We start from the raw sequence: 20,554 nt of genomic DNA, 5'->3' as shown, positions 1-20,554 counted from the left end.
GATCGACAGCGACGGACGCGGGCGGCCGGCGCGCGCCTCGCCCCGTCGGGACGAGGCCTCGCGCGCGACCGCCCTCTGCCGTTTCAGCTGACGAAGGCGCGCTTCCGCGTCTCATGCTCATCGAGGAGCTTCTCGACGCTCGCGAGCGCGTTCTCCACCGACTCTTGCACCATCTGCAGCACCGTCGTCGCCGAGCCCTTCAGCGCCTCGTAGTAGCGCTGCCGCTCGGTCGAGTGGATGATCGACGGAGGCAGGCCCGTGCGGAGCAGCAGCATGTTCATGAACAGCCTCGCGACCTTGCCGCTGTCGTTCGGGAACGGGTAGACCCGCAGCAGATCGTAGTGCGCGCGCGCAGCGATCCGGATGCCGTTCCGCGTCTTCCGCGTCTCGGGGTCGTTCAGCCAGTCGATGATCTGACGCACCTTGTAGGCGATCTTGTCCGGCGGAGCGTACTCGTGGAAGTAGAGCCGGTGCTGGGGGATGTCCTTGCGGTATTTCACCGTCTTGAGATCCCCCTCCTCCGGATGGAGGATCAGGTACAGCTTCTTCATGCAGTCGAGCGTGAGCGGGGCCCGCTTGTTCTCGCCCTGCTCGCGCACGTACGCGATGGCCTCCTTGTGCCGCCGGATGTCATCGTACGTCGGCTGAAGGCTCGAGTCCGTCACGAGCGGCGCCGGGCCGGCGAGGGCCGCGCGCAGCTCGTCGAACGTGTAGACCACCCCTTCGAGCGCGCTGTCGTGGTAAATCCACGACATATCGAGGCTGTCGATGTAGCGCCGCCGGAAGTCCTCCGACTGCGCGCTCAACCGCTGCTCGATGATCGCGCTGCGCTCCTCGATGGTGGCGCGCCGAGGCGGCGGCAGCATCGGCAGCGGCAGGGTGACCACCCGCGGCGCCTCCCGGAGCGGGACGCGACCCGGACGGCGCTCGATCGACACCCCCGCGCTCTTCCCCTTCGCCACGCCCGGCCGCGCGCTCTTCTTGTCGACGACCGGCTTGTCGCTCGTGCGCGACGGCCTGTCGCTCGTGCGCGACGGCCTGTCGCTCGTGCGCGAAGGCCTGTCGCTCGCCCGGCGCGGTCGCTCGGCCTCGCCCGGCGCGGCCTGCTCCCTGACGTCCTTGAGCTTCAGCTTCTCCTTGAGCTTCAGCTTCTCCTTGGGCTTCGGCTGATCGTCGAGCCTCAGCTTCAGCTTCTTGCGGAGCTTCGTCGGCTCCGCCGGCGCCGCGATCGCCCGCTCGGAGCGCGCGGCGATCTTTCGCCTGACGAGCCTCGGCTTGGCGGCCTTGACCCGCGCGAGCCTCGGCTTGGTGGCCTTGACCCGCGCGACCTTCGTCTTCGCGGCCTTCGCCTTCCGCGCCCGCCCGGCGACCGCCCTGGTCTTCGCGGTCCTGGCCTTCGCGGCCCTCGGCTTTGCGACCCTGGCGCGGGTCACCCTGGCCTTCGTGGCCTTGGTCCTCGCCGTCTTCGCCCGCGTCGCCTTGGCCTTCGCCGCCCTCGCCTTGACCTTCGTCGCCCTGGCCTTCGCCCTGGCCTTGGTGGTCCTGAGCTTGGCGGCGGTGCGCGTCGACCTGGTCTTCGTCCTGGCCGCGGCCTTCTTCGCCTTGGAAGCGCTCGTTCGCTTCGCGGCCGCGCGGGTGGCCTTCTTCGCCCTCCCGACCGCCGCTTTCTTCCTCGCGCCCGTACGGGTTGCCCGCGCCGGTGCGCGCGCCGCCTTGCGCCGCGCCGGGGCCGCCGACTTGCGGGCGGTCGCCCGTTTTGTCGTGGTTTTCCGGCGCTTTGCCGCCTTCACGGCAGCGGTGCGTCGCGCAGCAGGACGAGAGGACGCGGCCTTCCGCTTCGGCTTGCGCGCGGCTGAGCGGGCGGCAGGCTTTGCCTTCCGCGTCCGCGCTGTCGAGGCTGCTCGCCTCGAGCTCGCCGCGCTGGCCTTGGTCGCTCTCTTCCGGTCTTTTTTCGAAGTTTTTCGGGTCTTCTTTGCCGCCATGGGCGTGCTTTCACACAATCGCTCAGGCTGCCCGCTGCCACGCTGCGGCGAGCTAACATACGATCGAAAAGGCCTAATGCCGGCCAGCAGCCTAGCAATTTGGGGATTTATCCGTCAACCAGTCCGGTGCGGAAGTGGGCAGGAAGCGACATCCCGCAGATGGATCGCCGATGATCCAGTTGACCCGCCCTGCCAGATTGCGCCCGCGATCCTGCCAGGCGTGGCTCGAGGCAGGGCGCGAGCGCTCCGCGACCGAGGGGCCGGCCCTCAGCTGTCGATGTTGATGCCGAGCCGCTGCCGGATGGCGAAATACTCCTCGCTGGCCGCGAAGAGCGTGAGCTCCTTGAGCCTCTCCTTGTGGGGGAGGGCGGCGCTCGCCTCGTCGGTCGCCTTGATCATCTCCTGCGCCAGCTCGAGGTCGTTGGCGAGGAGGAAGCCCGCGCGGTCGGCCGTCAGGTCGACGCCGGACACCCAGCGCTTCAGGTCGATGGCGCCGGCCTGGAGCAGCTTCGTCACGGCGCTCGCGAGCTGATCGCGCGCCGGCCCGACGAGGATGGGCTCCAGGACCGCCAGGTCGTCCATCACCGGCCCCTCCAGCTCCTTCGTGATCGGGAACGCGGGGGAGATCAGCTTGATCGCCGCGAACAGCCAGGCGCGCAGGCCGGTGCCCGTCGGCACGAGGTGCCGGAGGTACATGCCCGGCCGGTAGTAGGTGAGGTGGCGGGCCGCGATGAACGCGGCGGCCTGCGTGGGCAGGTCCATCTGGAGCGCCGCGGCGCCGAGCACGATCGCCGGGACGTGCGCGTGGAGGAACGAGACGCCGCCGCCGTCGTTCGGATCCTGGAACGTGAGCGGCGGCGCGAGGCCCAGGACGCCCGCCGCGTAGTAGAGCGTCTGCGACATCGGGTAGGGGTGGCGCGAGAGATCGAGCTGGTAGGCGAGCTGGTAACCGAGCGCCTCCAGCGGCTGCCCGTTCTTCCTGAGCACGGCCGGCTCGATGACGCCGAAGACCGCGGTCAGGAGCGGATCCGCGTCGGGGTGGACGAGCGCGGTCGCCCACGCGTTGTCGTCGAGCGGCTGCTGCGCCGCCGCGGCCGTGTCGGGGCGCAGGCGCCGGAAGAAGCGCTCCTCGTCCGGCTCGGCGGCGCTGAGGCAGCAGAGCACCTGGCACAGGCAGAAGGCCGCGTCGGCGCGCTTCGCCTCGGTGTACATCTTCCGGAGCAGCCGGTACGCGTCCGGCTTGTACGGGTTGCGCCGCAGGATCGGGGCCTGCGCGGCCACCGCCTTGTCCAGGTACTCCGCGGGGTTGCTCGCGTAGAGGTTCGCCAGGAGCTCGTTCCGCGCCTCGCTGTCCGGATCGAGCGTCTGCGCCGCCTCGTAGGCGTCGATCGCCTCGCTCATCCAGCCGAGCTTGTCCTTGTAGAGGGCGCCCAGCCGGTCGAACGTCTCGAGCATCTTCGCCGTGTCGTTCTCCTCGGTCGCGCGGTCGAGCTCGACCTTGAGCAGGCGGTCCACCTCCTCGTGGTCGCCCTTCTCGCCGCGGAGCTCGATCGCCTCCGCGAGCGCCCGGGTGAGGGACGGATCGAGCGCCAGCACCTCGTCGTAGAACGCGGCGGCCCGGTCGAGATCGCCGAGCTGCCGCGCGCTCACGATCGCCGCCGTGTGCAGGTACTTCGCCTTCTGCCGGCTGTCGTCGATCTTGGCGGCGAGCTTGAGGACGATGTCGACGAGCTTCGACCAGTCCTTCTCCTCGCTGTAGAGCTGCATCAGCTTGGTGAGGATCTTCCGGTCGTCCGGGCGCTCGTCCAGCGCCGCCACGTAGCTCTTCGCGGCGCGCGCCCGGTCGTGGAGGTGCGCCGCGAGCAGATCGCCGATCTCGAGCAGGAGCGCGCTCCGCTCCTCGCCGGTCACCACGTCGAGCCGCCGGTGCTTGAGGCGCACGACCTCCTCCCAGTCCCCCTTGGCCTCGAAGACCCTGGAGAGCAGGGCGAGCGGGGCAGGGGACTCCGGGAGGAGATCGGCGGCGCCGTTCAGCGCGGCCACCGCGCCGTCCGGGTCGCCGGCCGCGAGCCTCGCCTCGCCGAGCCCGAGGAGCGCCTCCGCCCGATCGCGCTCCGGCAGGCCGGCGCCGAAGCGGTCCACGAGGCGGCCGTAGAGCTCCGCGGCCTCCTTCGCCCTGCCCGCGTCGAGGTTGACCCTGCCGGCCCGCGAGAGCGCCGCCGGATCGTCCGGCGCGAGCGCGAGCAGCGCCTTCACCGTGCCGATCGCCTTGCCGCTCGAGCCGCTCTTGCCGAGCGCGTCGATGTAGCGGAGCAGCAGCTTGAGCCCCTGCTCCTTCGGCAGGGCGTCGACCCGGCTCGCCAGGAGCTCGTAGTGCCGCGCCGCCTCGAGGAAGCGGCCCGCCTCGAACGCGAGATCGCCCGAGATCATGAGCCCGAGCGCGCCCGTCGGATCGAGGTCGACCGCCCTCGTCGCCGCCTCCGCGGCGCGCCCGTCGTCCTTGAGGCGCTCCCGGAGGAGCAGCGCCATCTCGCCGTACAGGCGGCCCTTGGCGAGGTTGCCCTCCGCGACCTCGGCCTCGCGCGCGATGAGCTCGACGGCGCTCGTCGCGTCGCCCCGGGCGAGGTAGGCCGCGCGCAGCGCCGAGGACGCGCCCGCGTTCTGCGGCTGCGCGTCGAGGGCCATCTTGTAGCGCTCGATCGCCCCGTCCCGATCGCCCTTCTCCTCGAGCAGCTTCGCCGCGCGGATCCAGAGATCGGCCTTGCTCTCCGCCGTCTTGGCCGTCGCCGCGAGCGACTCGATCGCGCTCAGCGCCGCCGCGGCGTCGCCCGTCGCGGCCCGCACGTGCGCGAGCGACTCCAGCGCCCCGGCGTGGTGGGGATCGATCGCGAGCACCCGCTCGTAGGCCTTGCGGGCGCGCTCGGGCGAGCCGATCTGCTCGAGGAGCACGCGCCCCATCGCGAGCAGCAGCTCCTCCCGGCGCTTGTCGTCGGGCACGATGCCGAGCTGCCGCTCGTAGAGCGACACAACGTCCTCCCAGCGCTCGAGGGCGCGGTAGTGCCGCCCGAGCGCGGCGAGCGAGCCCTCGTGCGCGCTGTCGATCCCGAGGATCGCCTCGAGGGCCTCGGCCGCCTTCGCGTGATCGAGGAACTCCTCGTCGTGGATGCCGGCGATCCGCTCGTAGAGGTTGATCTTCTGGCGCGGCGTCGCGCTGACGTCGATCTGCCGCGCCAGGTTCTGGAGGAGCGCCGCGTAGCTGCCGGCGCGGCTGTGGATGCGATCGAGGCCGCGCAGGGCGGTCAGGCTGGCCGGATCGAGCTCGAGCGCCGCCTCGTAGCGGCGCGTCGCCTCGCCCAGGTCGCCGAGCCGGTCCTCGTAGAGCTCGGCGAGCTTGCACATCGTGTCGACGCGCTCCTCGCCCCGCAGCGCCTCCGCGCGCCGCTCGAGGATCTTGGCGTAGCCCGCGTGATCCTCGGCGCGCCGGTAGATCCTGAGCAGCGCCTCGCACGTCCTCGTGTGCCCGGGGTCCTCGGCGAAGATCTGCTCGTAGAGGTCGCGCGCGCGGCCCGCGTCGCTCAGCTTCGTCTCGAGGAGCTCGGCCGCCGCGGCGCGGAGGTCGCGCGCCTCCCCCGGGGTCGCGGCGCGATCGGCCCGCGAGAGCAGCACCTGGACGAGCTCCTGCCACTGCTGGGCGCGGCGGTAGACCTGCGAGAGCCCCTCCAGCGCCTCCTCGTTCGCGGGGTCGAGCCCGAGCACGAACTGGAAGCACGGGATCCCGAGGTCCGCCCGCGCGACCTTCTCCGCATACCAGGGCCCGAGCCGGTTGAAGAGCGCGAGCTTCGCCTCGGCCGGCATCGCCTCGTCGGTGCTCGCCTGGCTCAGGATCTGGAGCGCCTCGGACCAGATCTTCATGTCGTTGCCGGCCGCGCGCTCCAGGTCGACGGCGTACGCGTCCTGCTCCGGATCCTGGGCGAGCGCCTGGGCGAAGGCGAACACCCCCTGGTCCTTGTCGTCGAGCTCCCGCACGTAGAGGTGCCCGATCTCGTTGAGCGCCCGGGCGCGCTCGCCGGCGGTCTCGGCGCGCTCGCTCCGCTGGAGGAGCATCTCCACGAGCTCCTCGTGCTTGCCCAGCGCCTTGCGGAGCTCCTCGAGCGCGGTGAAGGCGATGTCGTCGCCCGGGGCGAGCTCGAGGAGGCGCAGGTAGACCGCCTCCGCCTTGTCGTGCAGCCTCCCCTTCTCGTAGATCCTGGCCGCCCGGAAGTGCAGGAGCTTCTTCGCCGCGATCGCCTGGTCGTCGCCCTGGCCGGGCGCCGAGCCCGCGTCGATCTGCTCCGAGGCCATCACGAGCGCCTCGGCCACGCGGCCCGGGTCCGCCCCCCGATCGACGGCCGCCTCGACGGCGAGCGCGAGCTCCGTGTCCGTGGGGCTGGCGACGAGCCGATCGATGAGGTCGTTCAGCCGCGCGCCCTCGATCGCCGCCTCCTGCTGCTGCGGCTTGCCGAGCGGCTCGATCGCGTCGAGCACCGCGCGCGTCCCCCTCGGCCGGGCGGCCTGCGCTTTCGCGAGCAGGCGCCCCGAGAGCTCGTCGATGTCCTTGCCCACCCAGCCGCGCGGCGCGACCGCGCTCGGCGGCGGCGGCGGCTCGACGAGGTGGGCGACGGCGATGTCGACCGCGGCGGCGCCCGAGAACACGGGCTTGCCCGTGAGGAGCTCGAAGAGCAGCGCGCCGAAGGCGTAGAGATCGCTCGCGGGGCCGACGCTCTCGCCGCGCAGCTGCTCGGGGCTGGCCGCCTCGACGAGCTCCGGGCTGGACCACCCGGCGCCGAGCCGATCGCCGCCGACGTCGACGAGGATCGGGAGCGGCTCCCCGTCCTCGCCGCGGGCCACGACGACGTTCTCGAGCTTGAGCGCGCCGTGGACCAGGCGCTGCTCGTGGAGCGCGGCGAGCCCGCCGAGGATCCCGCGGAGCAGCGGCTTCGCCTCGTTGATGTGGAGCGGCCCCGAGCGCGCGAGGCGCGCCGAGAGCGGCAGCCCGTCGACGTGCGTGTACGCCACGAACGCCCGGCCGCCCACGATCCCCGCGTCGATGCCGCTCGCCAGGTTCTCGTGGTGCACCTGCGCGGCCAGGCGGACGTGGGTGAGGTACCTGCGCACCGCCCGGCTGTCCCGGGTGGCCTCGCGCCGGAGCACCTTGAGCGTCCGCGGCTCGGTCCCCCGGGTCGCCGCGTAGACGAGGCCCCGGGGGCCCTCGCCGATCTTTCTCGTGACGATGTAGTCGCCGAACGCCTCGCCGGGCCCGATCTCCTCGGGCAGGCCGAGCCCATGGACGCCGAGGGCGCGGACGCGCGCGTCGACCTCTGCGCGCGAGGCGATGACGGCATCGATCAACGCATCGATGGCGTCGAGCTCCACGCAATGATCCGTGAGGGCGCGCGCGAAGGAGGCCTTGGAGGCGCTGCCCCCGATCTCGGCCGGGCTGAAGCCGAGGAGGTCGGACGACAGGGCCATCAGTTCATCGAGCGAAAAGAGGCGCTCGAGCTCGCCTCGGACGATATCAATCGACATGGGACTCCTCGGGCCGAGCCCTCGTGCCGGCGTTGCGCGCGCAGCGAACCTGCCGGACGGCGGGGGACGTGGGGCATGCTAGCGAAGCTTGGGCCTCCATGCGACATCCGACGAGCGCGTGGTTTGCAGGGCGATCCGGCGGCGCGCGGCGCGACGGCGGCGCTCGACGTGGGCGCAATCGACGTCGATCGACGTCGATCGACGTCGATCGACGTGGCGCGCGGGGTCGTGCTCACCGCGCCTGCCCCGCCGAGACGCCGGGTAGCCGGGTAGCCCGGTAGCCCGGTAAGAGATAACGCGGAGTTGCAGGAACCCTGGAGGAAAGTTGACAGGAGCGCGGAGGACGTGCGAGCGGATGTCCGTGCGTCGAATAGCGCAGTTCCTGGAGCGGACCCTCCCCATCGCGGTGCTCATCGTCGCCGTCGTGGGCGCACCGATCATGATCTTCTCGCCGCAGGGGCTGCCCCGCCTGCGGGAGCTCGAGAGAGAGCTCGCCGACGTCGAGGAGGAGAATGCCGAGCTCGGGCGGCAAATCGAGGCGCTCCGCGGCAAGGTGGCGCGCCTGCGCGACGACCCGACCGCCGTGGAGAGGATCGCGCGCGACAACCTGGGTCTCGTGCGGCAGAGCGAGGTGGTCTTTCAGTTCTCCCGCTGAGGACTCCAGGTCTCTCGGCCCTCCCCAGGCCTGCTGTCCTATCGACCCCACGGCTCCGCCGCGGAGGCGCTCGACGTGAGGGCGTGAGCCGCGCTCGGCGCCAGGACGTGAGCCAGCGCTCGGCGCGGGCGCATGAGCTCGCCTGGCTCTCTGCCTCGCCCGGCGCGCGCCACCCCGCCGCCTGGGGTGGCGAGGGAGCGGGCCCGCTGCCCGCTCGCCGCCCGTCCAGAAGGAGCCGCGTCCGTCGTGACCGGATGCGGGGCGCTGCACGCTGGCAGCGTCCTTTCTGGTATTGTGCAGCGAGTGTCGCTAGACCTGGGCCGCCTCCTCATCGCCGCCGGCGCCGTCTCCAAGGCTGAGGTCGAAGCCGCCCTCTTCGTGGCGGTCCTGCGGGGCATCCCGTTCCCTCGCGCCCTCATCGACCGCGCCGCCCTCAGCGAGCGCGCCCTGGAGGAGGAGCTCGATCGCCACGGCGGCCTCGCGCTCCGGCAGGTCGTCGGCGCCCGCGATCTCGTCGCGCGCTTGCCGCGCGCCATGTGCCGCCGCCTCGGCGCCGTCCCGATCCGCATCGATCCCGGCGTCGGCACCATCGACGTCGCGGCGGCCGATCCGCTCGATCGCCACATCGCCGACGAGTTCAGCTTCCACCTCGGCGCGCCGGTGCGCATCTTCCGCGCGCCGATCACGGCGATCGAGGAGGCCATCCGCGCCCTCGATCTCGACGAGCGGGAGCAGGTCCCCTCCCGCGCGCGGCGCGCGACCCCGGCGTTTCCGCACGGCGCGCCCCAGTCGACCATCCCGCCGCCGCCGTCGTCCGAGGTGCCCATCCCGCTGATCCGTCGCGCCTCGGTGCCCTCGTTCGACGAGGTGAGCCTGGTCGAGGCGCCGAGCGGCAAGCATGGCCACCGCGGAGCGGCGCACAACGGTCACGCTCAGCGCGCGGACACGCCCGCGGCGCACGAGGACACGATCCTGCCGCTCCGCCAGGCCAAGGCGGCCCCCGGCGCGCGCGGCTCTCCCGCGAGCGCTCGCCGCTTAGCGGACGCCGAGCGCGGCGCCGGCGGGAGGGCGACCGGGCGTCAGGCGGCCCTGCGCGCGCCGGCGGTCGAGCCGCCGGCCGTCTCCTTTCCGCCGCCTCCGCCCGTGGAGATCTCGCCGCCCTTCAAGCTGCTCGCCTCGATCCTGCCCCAGGCCTCGCCTGGCCCCGACCGCGCGCCGGACAGCGCCGGGCGGGAGCCGGCCCCCTCGACGCGGCGCCTCGGCCGGCTCCCGCTCGACGCGCCCTCCGGCCTCGCGCCGCGCTCGCGCCGCCGCTCCGTCGATGCGGAGGCCCCGCCGCCTGGGAGCGGCAGGGCTCGCCCGGAGAGCGCCGCGCCGCCGTCGAGCAGGCGCGCCGGGCGGCTCCCGGCGCTGCCCCCCGCGCCCGAGCCGGAGCTCGGTGATCCCCTCGACGACGATCCGCCGCCGCAGCCCTTCGTCGATCTGAGCGACGTCATCGACGCGCTGTACCTCGCGCGCACGCGCGACGACGTCATCCGGCTCGCGCTCCGGGGGATGCGGCTGTTCGCCGGGCGTGTCGCCATCTTCGCCGCGCACCGCGGGGTCTTTCGTGGGTTCGCGTGCAACGCGGAGTTCGGCGACCAGGAGGCGCTGCGCAAGCTCTCCCTTCCGATGGATCAGCCGAGCGTGCTCGCCACGGCCGTGGCGACCCACCTCTACGTCGGCCCGATCCCCGGCACCCCCACCCACGCGCCGCTGCTCGACGTCATGGTCAACCCGAGCCTCGACGTCGCCGCCGTCGCCGTGCAGGTCGTCGGCCGGCCCGCGATGATCCTGGTCGCCGATCGGATCCTCGACACCTCGAGCGGCTCGCGCCGGATGGTCGAGCTCGCGCGCGCCGTCGGCGAGGCCTTCAGCCGGATCCTGTCGGCGCGCGGCTGAGCGCCCGCCGCCGTCCCGCGCGACGAGCGCTGCGCGCCGTCCCGACGCTGCCCTGAAGCATCGCGCCGCGCTCGGCGCCCGCGGAGGTGCCCGCGCGCTGTCGGCTGCCGCGGCGCTCGCCGCTGCGCCCGCGCGCGCCGCGTTGCAGCCGTCGCGTTGCATGCGTGCGTTCCGCGCCTTTCATCGGCGCAACGGAGGCAGGAGGATCCCGATGCCGCCCCGGTGCAAGTACGCGTCGCCCGATCTCAAGATGTGTTGTTTTCCAGTGTATCTGTCCGACGTGATCTGTTCGCTTCGCATGTCACAGGAATTTTCCCGTGGCAAGGGAACCGTGTCCGCTCCCTTCGAAATTTTTTACAATCCTGAACCCTTTTTATGAACGGCGGTCAGATTTGACTATCCGACTGAGGGTCAAATCGGGTTAAGGCATTTGGGTCTCATCGAGTTCGCGTGGACAGCGTGATTCGCCTCCCCCGAAAGGAGCTCCAAATGCATCCTGCAAAGCCGCAAGAGAGCAATGTGATCGCCCGTAAGCTCGTTCTGGTGATCGCTGGTTTGACCGCCGCCGCGGCCGGTTGCTCGGCAGACGTCGGCGGCGCCGACACCGAGGAAGTCGGCGCGAATCAGCTGGGATTTGAGCGATTCGAGCGGACGGTGTTCCGGGAGCCTGACACCGGCATCTACATTGTTAACGGGGATACGCCGGTCGTAGATATCAAGCATCTGCGCGAGTTCTGGGAGTCGCATGTGCGCGATGGTGCGCTGATCGTCAACCAGGAAGGCGGGGAAGACGTCATCTGGACGGCGGAGCAGCGGCACAACCTCTCGTACTGCGTGAGCACGAGATTCGGGGAGAAGTACGAGGAGGTCGTGACGGCGATGGCGGATGCCGTCAAGGCATGGGAGGACGTCGCGGACGTCGACTTCATCCATGTGGAGTCTGCCGACTCGCGCTGCACATCGAGCACCAGCGACGTCCTGTTCGACGTGAACCCCGTCAACGCCGGCGGCCAGTACCTGGCGCGCGCCTTCTTCCCAGGCCAGTCGAGGTACTCGCGGAACGTGCTGATCGACAGGACCGCTTTCGGCAGCACGCGGCCCACGATGACGGGCATTCTCCGCCACGAGCTAGGCCACACCCTTGGCTTCCGTCACGAGCACACCCGTCCTGAGGCGGGCACCTGCTTCGAGGACGACAACTGGCGTTCCCTCACCGAGTACGACGGCGCGTCCGTCATGCACTATCCCCAGTGCAACGGCACGGGCGACAGCACGCTCGTCCTCACGCAGAAGGACATCGCGGGCGTCCAGTCGCTCTATGGCACGCCGAGCGGAGACGGCGGAGACGGCGGAGACGGCGGAGATGGCGGAGATGGCGGCGGCGGAGGCGGCGGAGAGCCGCCGGCCGGGGAGCCGACCACCGAGAACTTCAGCGGCCGCCTCGCCCGGGGAGCCTTCGATGCGGTCGGGCCCGCCGAGGGGTTCGAGGTCGTGGCCGGGACGACCCTCACCGTCGTCATGACCGGGACCGGAGACCCCGATCTCTTCGTGAAGTTCGGTGATGCGCCGACGGCGAGAGCGTTCGATTGCCGGCCCTACCTCAGCGACGCCAACGAGACCTGCACGCTCGATGTGCCCGCGGGCCAGACGAGGGCCTTCGTCAAGGTGCACGGCTTCACGGCCTCGACCTACGACATCGAGGTGCGCTACTCCGCGCCGAAGGCGCCCGGAGGCGAGCCCGGAGGCGGCGGCACAGAGACGTCGACGAGCTTCGACGGCAGCGTCTCGCGGCGCGAGACGGCGTCCCACGGGCCGATCTCGGTGGTCGCTGGCACGACCCTCCGGGCCGTGATGAGCGGCACCGGGGATCCCGATCTCTACGTGCGGTTCGGCGAGCAGCCCACCCTGAGCGCCTTCGACTGCCGGCCTTACCTCGACGGCGCGGACGAGACGTGCGAGCTGACGGTCCCGGAAGGGCAGTCGGAGGCCTTCCTCCTCGTGCAGGGGTACACGGAGAGCACGTACACGGTGAAGGTCGACTACACGACGCCGTGACGCGGCGGACCCTCGGCCCGCAAAGGCGGAGAGGGCGCCAGACGCAAGCTGCGTAGAAGAGGTCGACGCGGCGGAGAGGCACCGAGGTGCACGGGCTCAACCCCACTCTCCGCCGCGCGTCGTTCTTCCATCATGCTCGCTTCGCCTCTCATGGGCCGACCGGCCCGCGCGGGCGGCGCGAACGCCGCGGGCGCGGGGGAGCGAAGCGGCGGGCGGGCGGAGGGCGGGCGGGCGGGCGGCGATGAATGAGATGACGCGAGCCTGCGGCGCGAGGCGCTGCGAGGAAGTCGACCCCCGCGCCCCGGTGGATGATAGGCTGCTGGCCCGGATCCTCTCCTGGCGCCGCCGCTTGCCCATGCCGAACGAGACCCCTCACGCCCTTCGCTTCACCTGGCTGTTGGCCGCGCTGCTCGTGGAGTCCGTCACGCTCGCCGGATGCATCGGAGAGCCCTTTCAGCTCGGCAGCAGCGGCGGCGGCGAACCGATCGGCGGCGGCGGCAGCGAGCCGATCGGCGGCGGCGGCGGCGAGGGAGGGACCGGCGGCGGCGGCGGCGAGGGAGGGACCGGCGGCGGAGGGCCGTCGCCCGTGCCGGTGACATGGCCGGACTCGCCGACAACGCGCTGCTCGAACGGGACCACCGTGCTGGAGGTGTGCCCTGGGCCCTCGGCGCCGTTCTTCGGACAGGACGGGAACTACGAGATCGCCGTCCCCTCCTACACAGAAGCCGACGGCGCGGTGGAAGACTCGGTGACCGGGCTCACCTGGGAAAAGGTGGCGGAGAACGGGACGTTCACGCTGGGCGGCGCGCAGGAGCACTGCGCGGCGCTCAGCGCGCAGGGCATAGGCGGCCTGTCGGACTGGCGCCTGCCGACGCGGATCGAGCTCGTCTCCATCCTGGATTTCGGCCATGCCACGGCGTTTCCCGATATCTTCTTCACGTCTACCCAGGACAGCTTCTACTGGTCCGCGACCGACGTCGCCGCGGACAGCTCGTTCGCCTGGGGGGTGCTGGCCAGCGATGCGTCTCTCGGCTTCTTCCCGAAGGACGACACGGCCGGCGCGCGGGCGCTGTGCGTCGGAGGTGTGAAGGGGATCGCGCCGGCCGATCTCTCGCCCGGCGAGGACTGGGTGCTCGATCGCTCGACGGGGCTCGTCTGGCAGCGCCACGCCTCCCTGACCCGGTTCATCTGGAGCGACGCGCTCGCGCACTGCGAGGACCTCGACCTCGCCGCGAAGAGCGACTGGCGGCTGCCGAGCGCGAAGGAGCTGCTCTCGATCGTCGATGATCGGCGGTCCGGGCCGGCGATCGACCTGGAGGCCTTCCCGGGGACGCCGTCCGACGTCTTCTGGTCGTCGACGCCCGCCATCGGCAGCGCGGAGAAGGCCGTCCTCGTCAACTTCACGAACGGCGCGTCGCAGGACCACACGGTCCGCGATCGGCGGCTCGTGCGCTGCGTTCGCTCCGACGGGTGAGCGCCGCCCACGCGCCGAGGGGCGGCTCCGATGGCGGGTGGCATGCGCCGCCGCCGCCCACCCGCTGCCCGCGATGAGCCCGGGCCGCCGCGGCGGCTCAGCCCCCGGGCTTGACGAACTTCAGGACGAAGCGGTCGCTCGTGCCCCGCTTGTCGCCCGCCACCATCGGCGAGGCGTTCCAGTCGCGCGTGTCCGTGGGGCTCCGGAGGAAGGTCGCCTCGGCCGCGAGCCGGAAGCCGGCCTGCTCGATCTCCTCGCGCACGATCTTCTCCTCGATGCGGTGGAGCGTCTTCACCTCGGTGACGCCCGTCCCGGCGCGCCCGGCGTGATCGACGATCGCGAACACGCCGCCGGGCTTGAGCGCGCGGAAGATCGCGCGGTTCATCGCGGCCCGGTCCGCCTCCATCCACACCGTGTCGTGGTAGAAGAGCACGAGGAACACGGCGTCGAGATCCCGCGCCTCGGGCGGCAGCGGGTCGTCGAGCTCGCGATCGACCCGGACCACCGGCTTCATCACGGGCTTCTTGAGCCGCTCGCTCCACGGCTTCTCGGCGAAGCGCTCGAGGACGAAGCGGTTGTTCTGCGCATAGACGACCCCTGCCGGCCCGACCGCCCGCGCCAGGAGCTCGGCCGAGTAGCCGCCCCCCGCCGAGAGCTCCGCGACCTTCATCCCCGGCTGAATGCCGAAAAATGCGAGCGTTTCCGCAGGCTTGCGGCCGGCGTCGAGCGCCCGGTCGGCGTCCGCGCGATCGGCGGCGTCGACGACGGCGCGCAGGGCAGCGGGCACGTCGACCGAGGCGACCGACAACGGCGCCGGGGCGACAGCGTCGCCCGGGGCGGGGGCCGCCGCAGCGGGCGGCGCGTCGGGCTGAGCCGGGGGCGCAGCCGTCGGAGGCGGAGGAGCTGCGGGCGGCGAGGCGCTACAGCCGGAGAGTGCGGTCAGGGCGAGGGCGAGGAGGACATGAGGGCGTCGCATGCCGCGCTGCTAACCGAGCGGACCGAGCGCCGCAAGCGATGCGGCTCACGGGGTGCCCGCGGCGGGGGCGGTGCCCGCGGCGGGGGCGGTGACCGCGGCCGGCGCAGCGCCCGCCGTGGTGCCCGCGGCCGGCGCGGCACCTGCGGTAGAGCCTGTGGCGGGCGCAGCGCCCTCGGCGCGGCTGGCAGGGGAAGGCGCTCTTCGCAGGGGCAACAGCGCGGCCTGCACGGCGGCGGTGATCTGCGGCTGCACGGCCCGAACGGCGCGGTGCACGGCCGCCGGGGAGGCTGCGCTCGGTCCGCCGCGGCCGACGCGCACGCTGGCGACCGCGATCCCCGCCAGCGCGGCGCAGGCGATCACCCCCGCGAGCAGGCGCTGCCGCGTCGCACCGGCCGGCGGGAGGACCGCGCCCGGCGCCGAGGACGGCGGCCGCGCCTCGTCGCGCGGCCTCGGCGTCAAGGAGACCGCCCCCCTCGGGCTCGACGCCTGGTGCGGATCGAGCGAGCTCTCCTCGCTGGACGCCGGCGCCACGGCGTGGAACCCGCCGCTCACCGGGGCGCTCGACGGCGCCGGGAGTGCCGCGTCGATGCCACCGAGCGCGTCGAGCGCATCGAGCGCATCGGCCTCGCCGCCGAGCACCTGCGACGATGGGCCGGGGCGCCGCGTCGCGCGCAGGGTGAAGGGGCTGTCCGCGTCGGCGCGCGTCAGCTCGCCCCCCTCCAGGTCGTCTTCGTCCTCGGGGAGCTCGGGCGTGTGGGGGCCCGGCGGACGCGACTCCGGCGACTCCTTCAGCGCCGCGCTCACGAGCGCCCCGAGGTCCTCCGGCGTGCCGATCTCGTGGCCTGCCTCGCGCAGCGCCTCGATCGCCTCCAGCATCGCGCGCGCGTCGGGGAAGCGGTCGTCCCGGCGCGGCGCGAGCGCGCGCGAGAGGATCGCCTCCAGCGCGGGGCTCACCTCGGGGCGCAGCTCGCTCGCCCGCAACATCTGCCCCTCGCGCGCCGCCGCCATCCGCGAGGCGGCGCTGCTCCCGGGGAAGGGCCGCGTCCCGGTGAGCATCTGGAACAGGACCACCCCGAGGGCGAACACGTCGGCGCGCGCGTCGACGCGCTCGCCGTCGAACTGCTCGGGCGGCATGTAGCTCGGCTTCCCGACCAGGTCGCGCCTGGCGGCGTCCCCCACCTCGCCCCGCGTGGCGATCGCCACGCCGAAGTCCGCGATCTTCACGACGCCGCTCAGCGAGATGAGCACGTTTCCAGGGCTCACGTCGCGGTGCACCATCAGCCGCCCCTCGGCGGCCGAGCGCTCGTGCGCGTAGCCCAGCCCCTCGAGCACCTGCGCGGCGACGAAGAGCGCGATCGGCACCGGAACGGACTCCCCGCGCGCCCAGAGCCCCTTGCAGAGTCGCCCGAGATCCGTTCCGGACACGAGCTCGAGAACGAGGTAGAAATCGCCCGCTTCGTCCACGCCGAAATCGAGCACCTCATCGATGTTGGGGTGCTTGAGGCGGGTCATCATGCTCGCCTCGGCGATGAAGAGCTGCCTGAGATCGTCGCTGCCGGCGTGCATCGGGACGATTCGCTTGATGGCGACCGGGACCTCCTCGCCGTCCGGCCCGAGCGCGACCGCGCGAAACACCTCGCCCATCCCGCCGCGCGCCATCCGCGGTCCAATGGCGTAACGCCCCAGAACAACCCCCCTCGATGGCGCGCTCTCCACGGTACCCCGACTCTAGATTGCACCGAGGGGCGGGGTAAAGGGGCGACAGCGCTCGATCTCCAGAGATGCTGCGGTCGATTGCACAAATTTGCACAAATCGACTCGTGGTGTTCCCCTCTGCGCCGAAACATGGCTGTCACATCGCCAGCGGGGGCGACGGCGACACGTCCACGACGAGCGCCCGTCGCGAGCGTGGTAAGGGGCTCAGGGGCGCAGAGCGAGGTGGATGTCGCTGGATCTGCGTGGGTCGGGTACCCGTCCGCTCAGGACATTCCTTGCGGCGCGCCGCTGCGAGCGCCCGGAGGCGCTCGCCGCCGGGCTCACGCCTGGTGGAGCAAGATCGCGAGGAGCCCGAGCGACGCGCGCTTGCGCTTCGCGTCGATGCTCTCCGTGGCGCCGACGCAGAGCGGACAGCCGGCCTCGTCGCAGCCGCAGCCGGCGATGAGCTGCCGCGTGCGCGCGAGGAGCTCGTCGCGCTGCTCGTAGATGCGCTCGGAGAGCCCGACGCCGCCTGGCACGTTGTCGAACAGGAACAGCGTGGGATCGAAGACCCCGGCCGCCTCTCCGCCGGCCGGGACCTCCCGCGCCTCGCTCCCGTCCTCGAGCGTCTGGCCGATGTCGCGCGGATCGCACATGAGCGAGAGCGTCGCGACCGTCTCCAGCGCCCGCGCGATCCCGCGCAGGCCGTCGATGGCGGTCGCGCGGCCGAGGCCGAGCTCCTCGCAGAGCGGCTCGGGCACGGTGAGCCAGAACGAGGTCGTGTGCATCTGGATGTCCGGCAACCGCACGTCGCCGTATCCCGTGTTCTCGTGCGTGTAGAACTTGATCTTCTTGTAGCCGACCACCTTCTCCACGATGCTCACCTCGCCGAAGGCGGCGGTCGCCCGGCCGAGCGGGGCGGCCGCGCTCTCGTCGAGGATGCTCACCTTCCGGTGGGTGAGCGCTGTCGTGAAATAGTCGGGGACGACCTTCGTCACGAAGGCTTTGTGGTTCTCGTAATCGAGCCGCTCGACCTGGTACTGCTCGCCGTCGTGCTGGTAGATGGCCTGTTCGTGGAGCATCGTCGGCGCCGCGCGCCAGTCGAGCTCCGCGAGCGTCTTGCCAAGGGCCTTGTCGATGATGACGAAGTTGTCCCAGCCCACCGAGCGCAGGCTCACGTGGTTCGCCGGATACGCGTCGGTCGCCCAGTGGAAGCGATCGTTCGACTCGTGCACGACCCCGTTGTCCTGCAGGAAGCGGAGCGCCGCCACGGTGTCGTCCGGCGCCATCGCCGCGTAGGGCTCCCCCTTGAGGAACGGCAGCTCGAACGCCGCGCACTTGAGGTGCTGCACGAGGATCTCGGTGTTCTGCGGATCGATCCGGGCCGACTCGGCCCCGCGCTCCAGCAGGTAACCCGGGTTCCTCGCGAGGTACTGGTCGAGCGCCGCGCTGGTGGCGCACAGGACCGCGATGCTCGTCTTGCCGCGCCGGCCCGCCCGGCCGAAGCGCTGCCACGTCTCGGCGACCGATCCGGGGTAGCCGGCGCAGATCACCGCGTCGAGCTCGCCGATGTCGATGCCGAGCTCGAGGGCGTTCGTGGCCACGACGCACAGGATCTCGCCCTCGCGCAGCCCCCGCTCGACCCGCCGGCGCGTCTCCGGGAGGTAGCCGCCGCGGTACGCCATGATCGCGTCCTCCGCCCCGATCTCCTTGCCGACGCCCTCGCGCAGGTACTTCAGCATGATCTCGACCGAGTTGCGCGACTGGCCGAACACCAGCGTCGGCACGCGGGCGCGGGCGAGATCCCCGGCGAGGCGCACCGCGCTCTTCAGGGTGCTGGCGCGCACCCCGAGCTCCGCGTTCACCACCGGCGGGTTGTACAGGAAGAAGCGCCGCGGCCCCCGCGGGGCGCCTGACTCGTCGATGAGCTCGAGCTCGTCCTCGGCGATGCCCAAGAGGCGCGCGGCGTGCGCCCGCGGGTTGCCGATCGTCGCCGTCGCGCAGAGGAAGGTCGGGCTCGATCCGTGGAACGCGGCGACCCGGCGCAGCCGGGCGAGGACGTGGGCGACGTGCGATCCGAACACGCCGCGGTAGGTGTGGAGCTCGTCCAGCACGACGTAGCGCAGGCGCTGGAACGTCCGCGCCCAGTGCGCGTGGTGCGGCAGGATCCCCGCGTGGAGCATGTCGGGGTTGGTCATCACGATGGGGCTGCGCTCGCGCGCCGCGCGCCGGGCGTCGCCCGGCGTGTCCCCGTCGTACACGATCGCCGGGATCGTGAGCCCCGCCTCGCGGATGAGCGCGTGCAGGCCGGCCTCCTGGTCCCGGGCGAGCGCCTTGGTGGGGTAGAGGTAGATCGCGCTGCCGCCCTGGCCCGACGCGGCGCCCTCGGCGAGCGCGTCGAGCACCGGGAGATGGAAGCAGAGGCTCTTGCCGCTGGCGGTGGGCGTCGCGACGACCACGTGCCGCCCCGCCCGCGCCGGCTCCCCCGCGGCGCTCGGGCCTCTGGGCGTCGCGCGGGCCGCCGCGAAGGCCCGCGCCTGGTGGTCGTAGAGCCGATCGATGCCGCGCCGCTCCAGGGCGCCGCGGAGCGCCGGCGAGAGCGCGTCGGGCATCGGCGCGGTGCGCGCGTCGGCCGGCGGAAGCTCGCGATCCGCGGTGAAACAAGGGCGGACGTAGCCGGAGGCAAGCCACGACGAGATGACGGTCTCGACGCCGGTCTCGATCTTCCAGGGGGGCGACGGCATGACGCAGGTATACTAAACAGATGCGCCGTGTCACTCAACCGGATCGGGCGCGACGCACACGTCGGCCGCCGCTGCGCTGGCCTGCGCGGCCGGGAACTCGGAGGACGGCGCGCAGGTGAGGGGAGGGCGGCGCGCGGGTGAAGGGCCGGCGCGGCAGGCGCGGCGGATCGGCGCGGCAGGCGGGCGTGGCGGGCCGGCGCGGAACGCGGTCGCGGCGGGCTGCCGCGGCAGGCGGGCGTACAGCGGAGAGGGGGCCTCTCCCGTCCTCGAACGAGATCCGGTGTCTGGGGCTCTCCTGTGGTCCAGTCGCCGCAAGCGACGCACACGGCGGCTCCGCCGAATGGCTCGTTTGCGCGCAACGGATGGGAAGCGCGGATACGGCGCGTGAGGCGATGTCTCAGCGTCGTCGTGATTCCTCCTGCACCGACGGACGCAGGGCGGCGCTTCTCGCGTGCGCGCTCAGGCGCCGCCCCGAGGCCGTCGGCCCTGGTGTGCTGGTTGCCTGAGGACGAGCCGATCGACGACGGAGATCCGGAGTCGATGATCTCATCCGCTCTCTCACCCGCCTTCTCCGGGCGACCTCTCGTCCGGGGCTGGCAACGAGGTGTCGCACATGAAAAACGCAGTGTTCTTGACGCTCTTCGGCGCGTCGGTGGCGGGGTGCGCCGCGTACGCTCCGAGCTTCGGCGAGCGGCTCGGCGCGTCGGAGGCGATGATCCGAGCCGCCGAGGAGGTCGGAGCCGACGAGGACCCGCGGGCGGAAGCCCACCTCCGCCTCGCCCGGGAGCAGGTGCAGCGGGCGACGAGGCTGTCGGCCGACGGCGCGCCCGATCGGGCGCGGCGCATGCTCCTGCGCGCGCAGGCGGACGCGGAGCTCGCGCTCGCCCTCATGCGCGAGGCGCAGGCCCAGGCCCGCACGCGCGAGGCGCTCGAGGAGGTCGGATCCATCCAGCGGCAGCTCCGCTAGGGCTCGCGGACAGGAGGCGCGGAATCATGCGAAACAATCACGGGACGGTGGCCATTCTGCTCGTCGGCGGTCTCCTGGGGTGCGCGAGCGCCCCGCTCCCGCCGAAGGAGCTCATCGAGGCGAGGAAGAGCTACGAGCGCGCCCGGGCGAGCGCGGCGGCAGAGCTCGCGCCCGCGGACCTGCGCGGCGCCACCGAGGCGATGGAGCGCGCGGAGCAGGCGTTCGCCGGGGGGAGCGAGCTCGCCGAGGCGAGGGATCTCGCGTACCTCGCGGGGCGCCGGGCGCAGCTGGCCGAGTCGCTGGGGCGCGCGGCGGCCACGGAGCGGCAGCGCGGCGCGGCCCTCCAGGCGTACGGCGAGCTGCACCTCGCGCTGCGAAGGAGGGGGGCGCCGGCGATCGACCCGGCCGGTCCGACCGATCCTCCCGGACGGGAAAAGGCGCCGGTGCGATCGCGCGCCCCGGAGCGTCCGGTGGTGATCCTGAACGAGCGGTGAACCGGC

13 protein-coding genes are annotated in these 20,554 nt (G+C 72.4%); 7 read left to right on the top strand and 6 right to left on the bottom strand.

What is annotated here, in order from left to right:
* Positions 1–83: 83 nt before the first annotated feature.
* Positions 84–1,790, bottom strand: a complete 1,707-nt coding sequence (locus WMF44_RS21250; protein WP_437300930.1) for a Fic family protein — start codon at positions 1,788–1,790, stop codon at positions 84–86.
* 459 nt (positions 1,791–2,249) lie between these two features.
* Positions 2,250–7,547 (bottom strand): protein kinase domain-containing protein, encoded by a 5,298-nt coding sequence (locus WMF44_RS21245; protein WP_437300929.1) that lies wholly within the window; start codon positions 7,545–7,547, stop codon positions 2,250–2,252.
* A gap of 355 nt (positions 7,548–7,902) precedes the next feature.
* Between WMF44_RS21245 and WMF44_RS21240 the strand changes: the two genes are divergently transcribed.
* Both WMF44_RS21240 and WMF44_RS21235 read left to right on the top strand, forming a co-directional pair.
* A complete protein-coding gene (locus tag WMF44_RS21240; RefSeq protein ID WP_437300928.1) occupies positions 7,903–8,202 on the top strand; it encodes an FtsB family cell division protein in 300 nt (99 codons plus the stop codon).
* Positions 8,203–8,505: 303 nt separating this feature from the next.
* Positions 8,506–10,143 carry a hypothetical protein gene (locus WMF44_RS21235; protein WP_437300927.1) on the top strand — a complete coding sequence of 546 codons (1,638 nt, stop codon included), beginning with the start codon at positions 8,506–8,508 and terminating at the stop codon, positions 10,141–10,143.
* Positions 10,144–10,554: 411 nt separating this feature from the next.
* Here WMF44_RS21235 and WMF44_RS21230 read toward each other — a convergent pair whose 3' ends face one another.
* The gene (locus WMF44_RS21230; RefSeq protein ID WP_437300926.1) at positions 10,555–10,866 is read right to left on the bottom strand and encodes a hypothetical protein; all 312 of its coding nucleotides are present in this window, start codon (positions 10,864–10,866) and stop codon (positions 10,555–10,557) included.
* Between the two features lie 24 nt (positions 10,867–10,890).
* Here WMF44_RS21230 and WMF44_RS21225 point away from each other — a divergent pair, with 24 nt between their 5' ends.
* Positions 10,891–12,198: a pre-peptidase C-terminal domain-containing protein gene (locus tag WMF44_RS21225; protein WP_437300925.1), complete on the top strand. Its 1,308-nt coding sequence runs from the start codon at positions 10,891–10,893 to the stop codon at positions 12,196–12,198.
* Between the two features lie 304 nt (positions 12,199–12,502).
* Positions 12,503–13,672: a DUF1566 domain-containing protein gene (locus tag WMF44_RS21220; RefSeq protein WP_437300924.1), complete on the top strand. Its 1,170-nt coding sequence runs from the start codon at positions 12,503–12,505 to the stop codon at positions 13,670–13,672.
* Between the two features lie 97 nt (positions 13,673–13,769).
* Here the strand turns inward: WMF44_RS21220 and WMF44_RS21215 are convergent, their stop codons facing one another.
* The 3 genes from WMF44_RS21215 to WMF44_RS21205 all read right to left on the bottom strand — a co-directional run bounded on the left by WMF44_RS21215 (position 13,770) and on the right by WMF44_RS21205 (position 19,087).
* Entirely contained in the window at positions 13,770–14,648 is an 879-nt protein-coding gene (locus WMF44_RS21215) for a class I SAM-dependent methyltransferase (protein ID WP_437300923.1), read from the bottom strand.
* A gap of 45 nt (positions 14,649–14,693) precedes the next feature.
* Positions 14,694–16,307 carry a protein kinase domain-containing protein gene (locus WMF44_RS21210; protein WP_437300922.1) on the bottom strand — a complete coding sequence of 538 codons (1,614 nt, stop codon included), beginning with the start codon at positions 16,305–16,307 and terminating at the stop codon, positions 14,694–14,696.
* A 377-nt stretch (positions 16,308–16,684) separates the two neighbouring features.
* Positions 16,685–19,087, bottom strand: coding sequence for a DEAD/DEAH box helicase (locus WMF44_RS21205; RefSeq protein WP_437300921.1), 2,403 nt, complete (start codon positions 19,085–19,087; stop codon positions 16,685–16,687).
* 295 nt (positions 19,088–19,382) lie between these two features.
* Here WMF44_RS21205 and WMF44_RS21200 point away from each other — a divergent pair, with 295 nt between their 5' ends.
* The 3 genes from WMF44_RS21200 to WMF44_RS21190 all read left to right on the top strand — a co-directional run bounded on the left by WMF44_RS21200 (position 19,383) and on the right by WMF44_RS21190 (position 20,548).
* On the top strand, positions 19,383–19,475 hold the full coding sequence (locus tag WMF44_RS21200; RefSeq protein ID WP_437301588.1) for a hypothetical protein: 93 nt from the start codon (positions 19,383–19,385) through the stop codon (positions 19,473–19,475).
* A 225-nt stretch (positions 19,476–19,700) separates the two neighbouring features.
* The gene (locus tag WMF44_RS21195) at positions 19,701–20,054 is read left to right on the top strand and encodes a DUF4398 domain-containing protein (RefSeq protein ID WP_437300920.1); all 354 of its coding nucleotides are present in this window, start codon (positions 19,701–19,703) and stop codon (positions 20,052–20,054) included.
* A 26-nt stretch (positions 20,055–20,080) separates the two neighbouring features.
* Positions 20,081–20,548 carry a DUF4398 domain-containing protein gene (locus tag WMF44_RS21190; RefSeq protein WP_437300919.1) on the top strand — a complete coding sequence of 156 codons (468 nt, stop codon included), beginning with the start codon at positions 20,081–20,083 and terminating at the stop codon, positions 20,546–20,548.
* Positions 20,549–20,554 lie beyond the last annotated feature (6 nt).

The sequence above is a fragment of the Sorangium sp. So ce426 genome, from assembly GCF_051475585.1.
GTDB lineage: Bacteria > Myxococcota_A > Polyangia > Polyangiales > Polyangiaceae > Sorangium > Sorangium cellulosum_B.
This window is presented reverse-complemented; position numbering and strand designations above follow the sequence as displayed.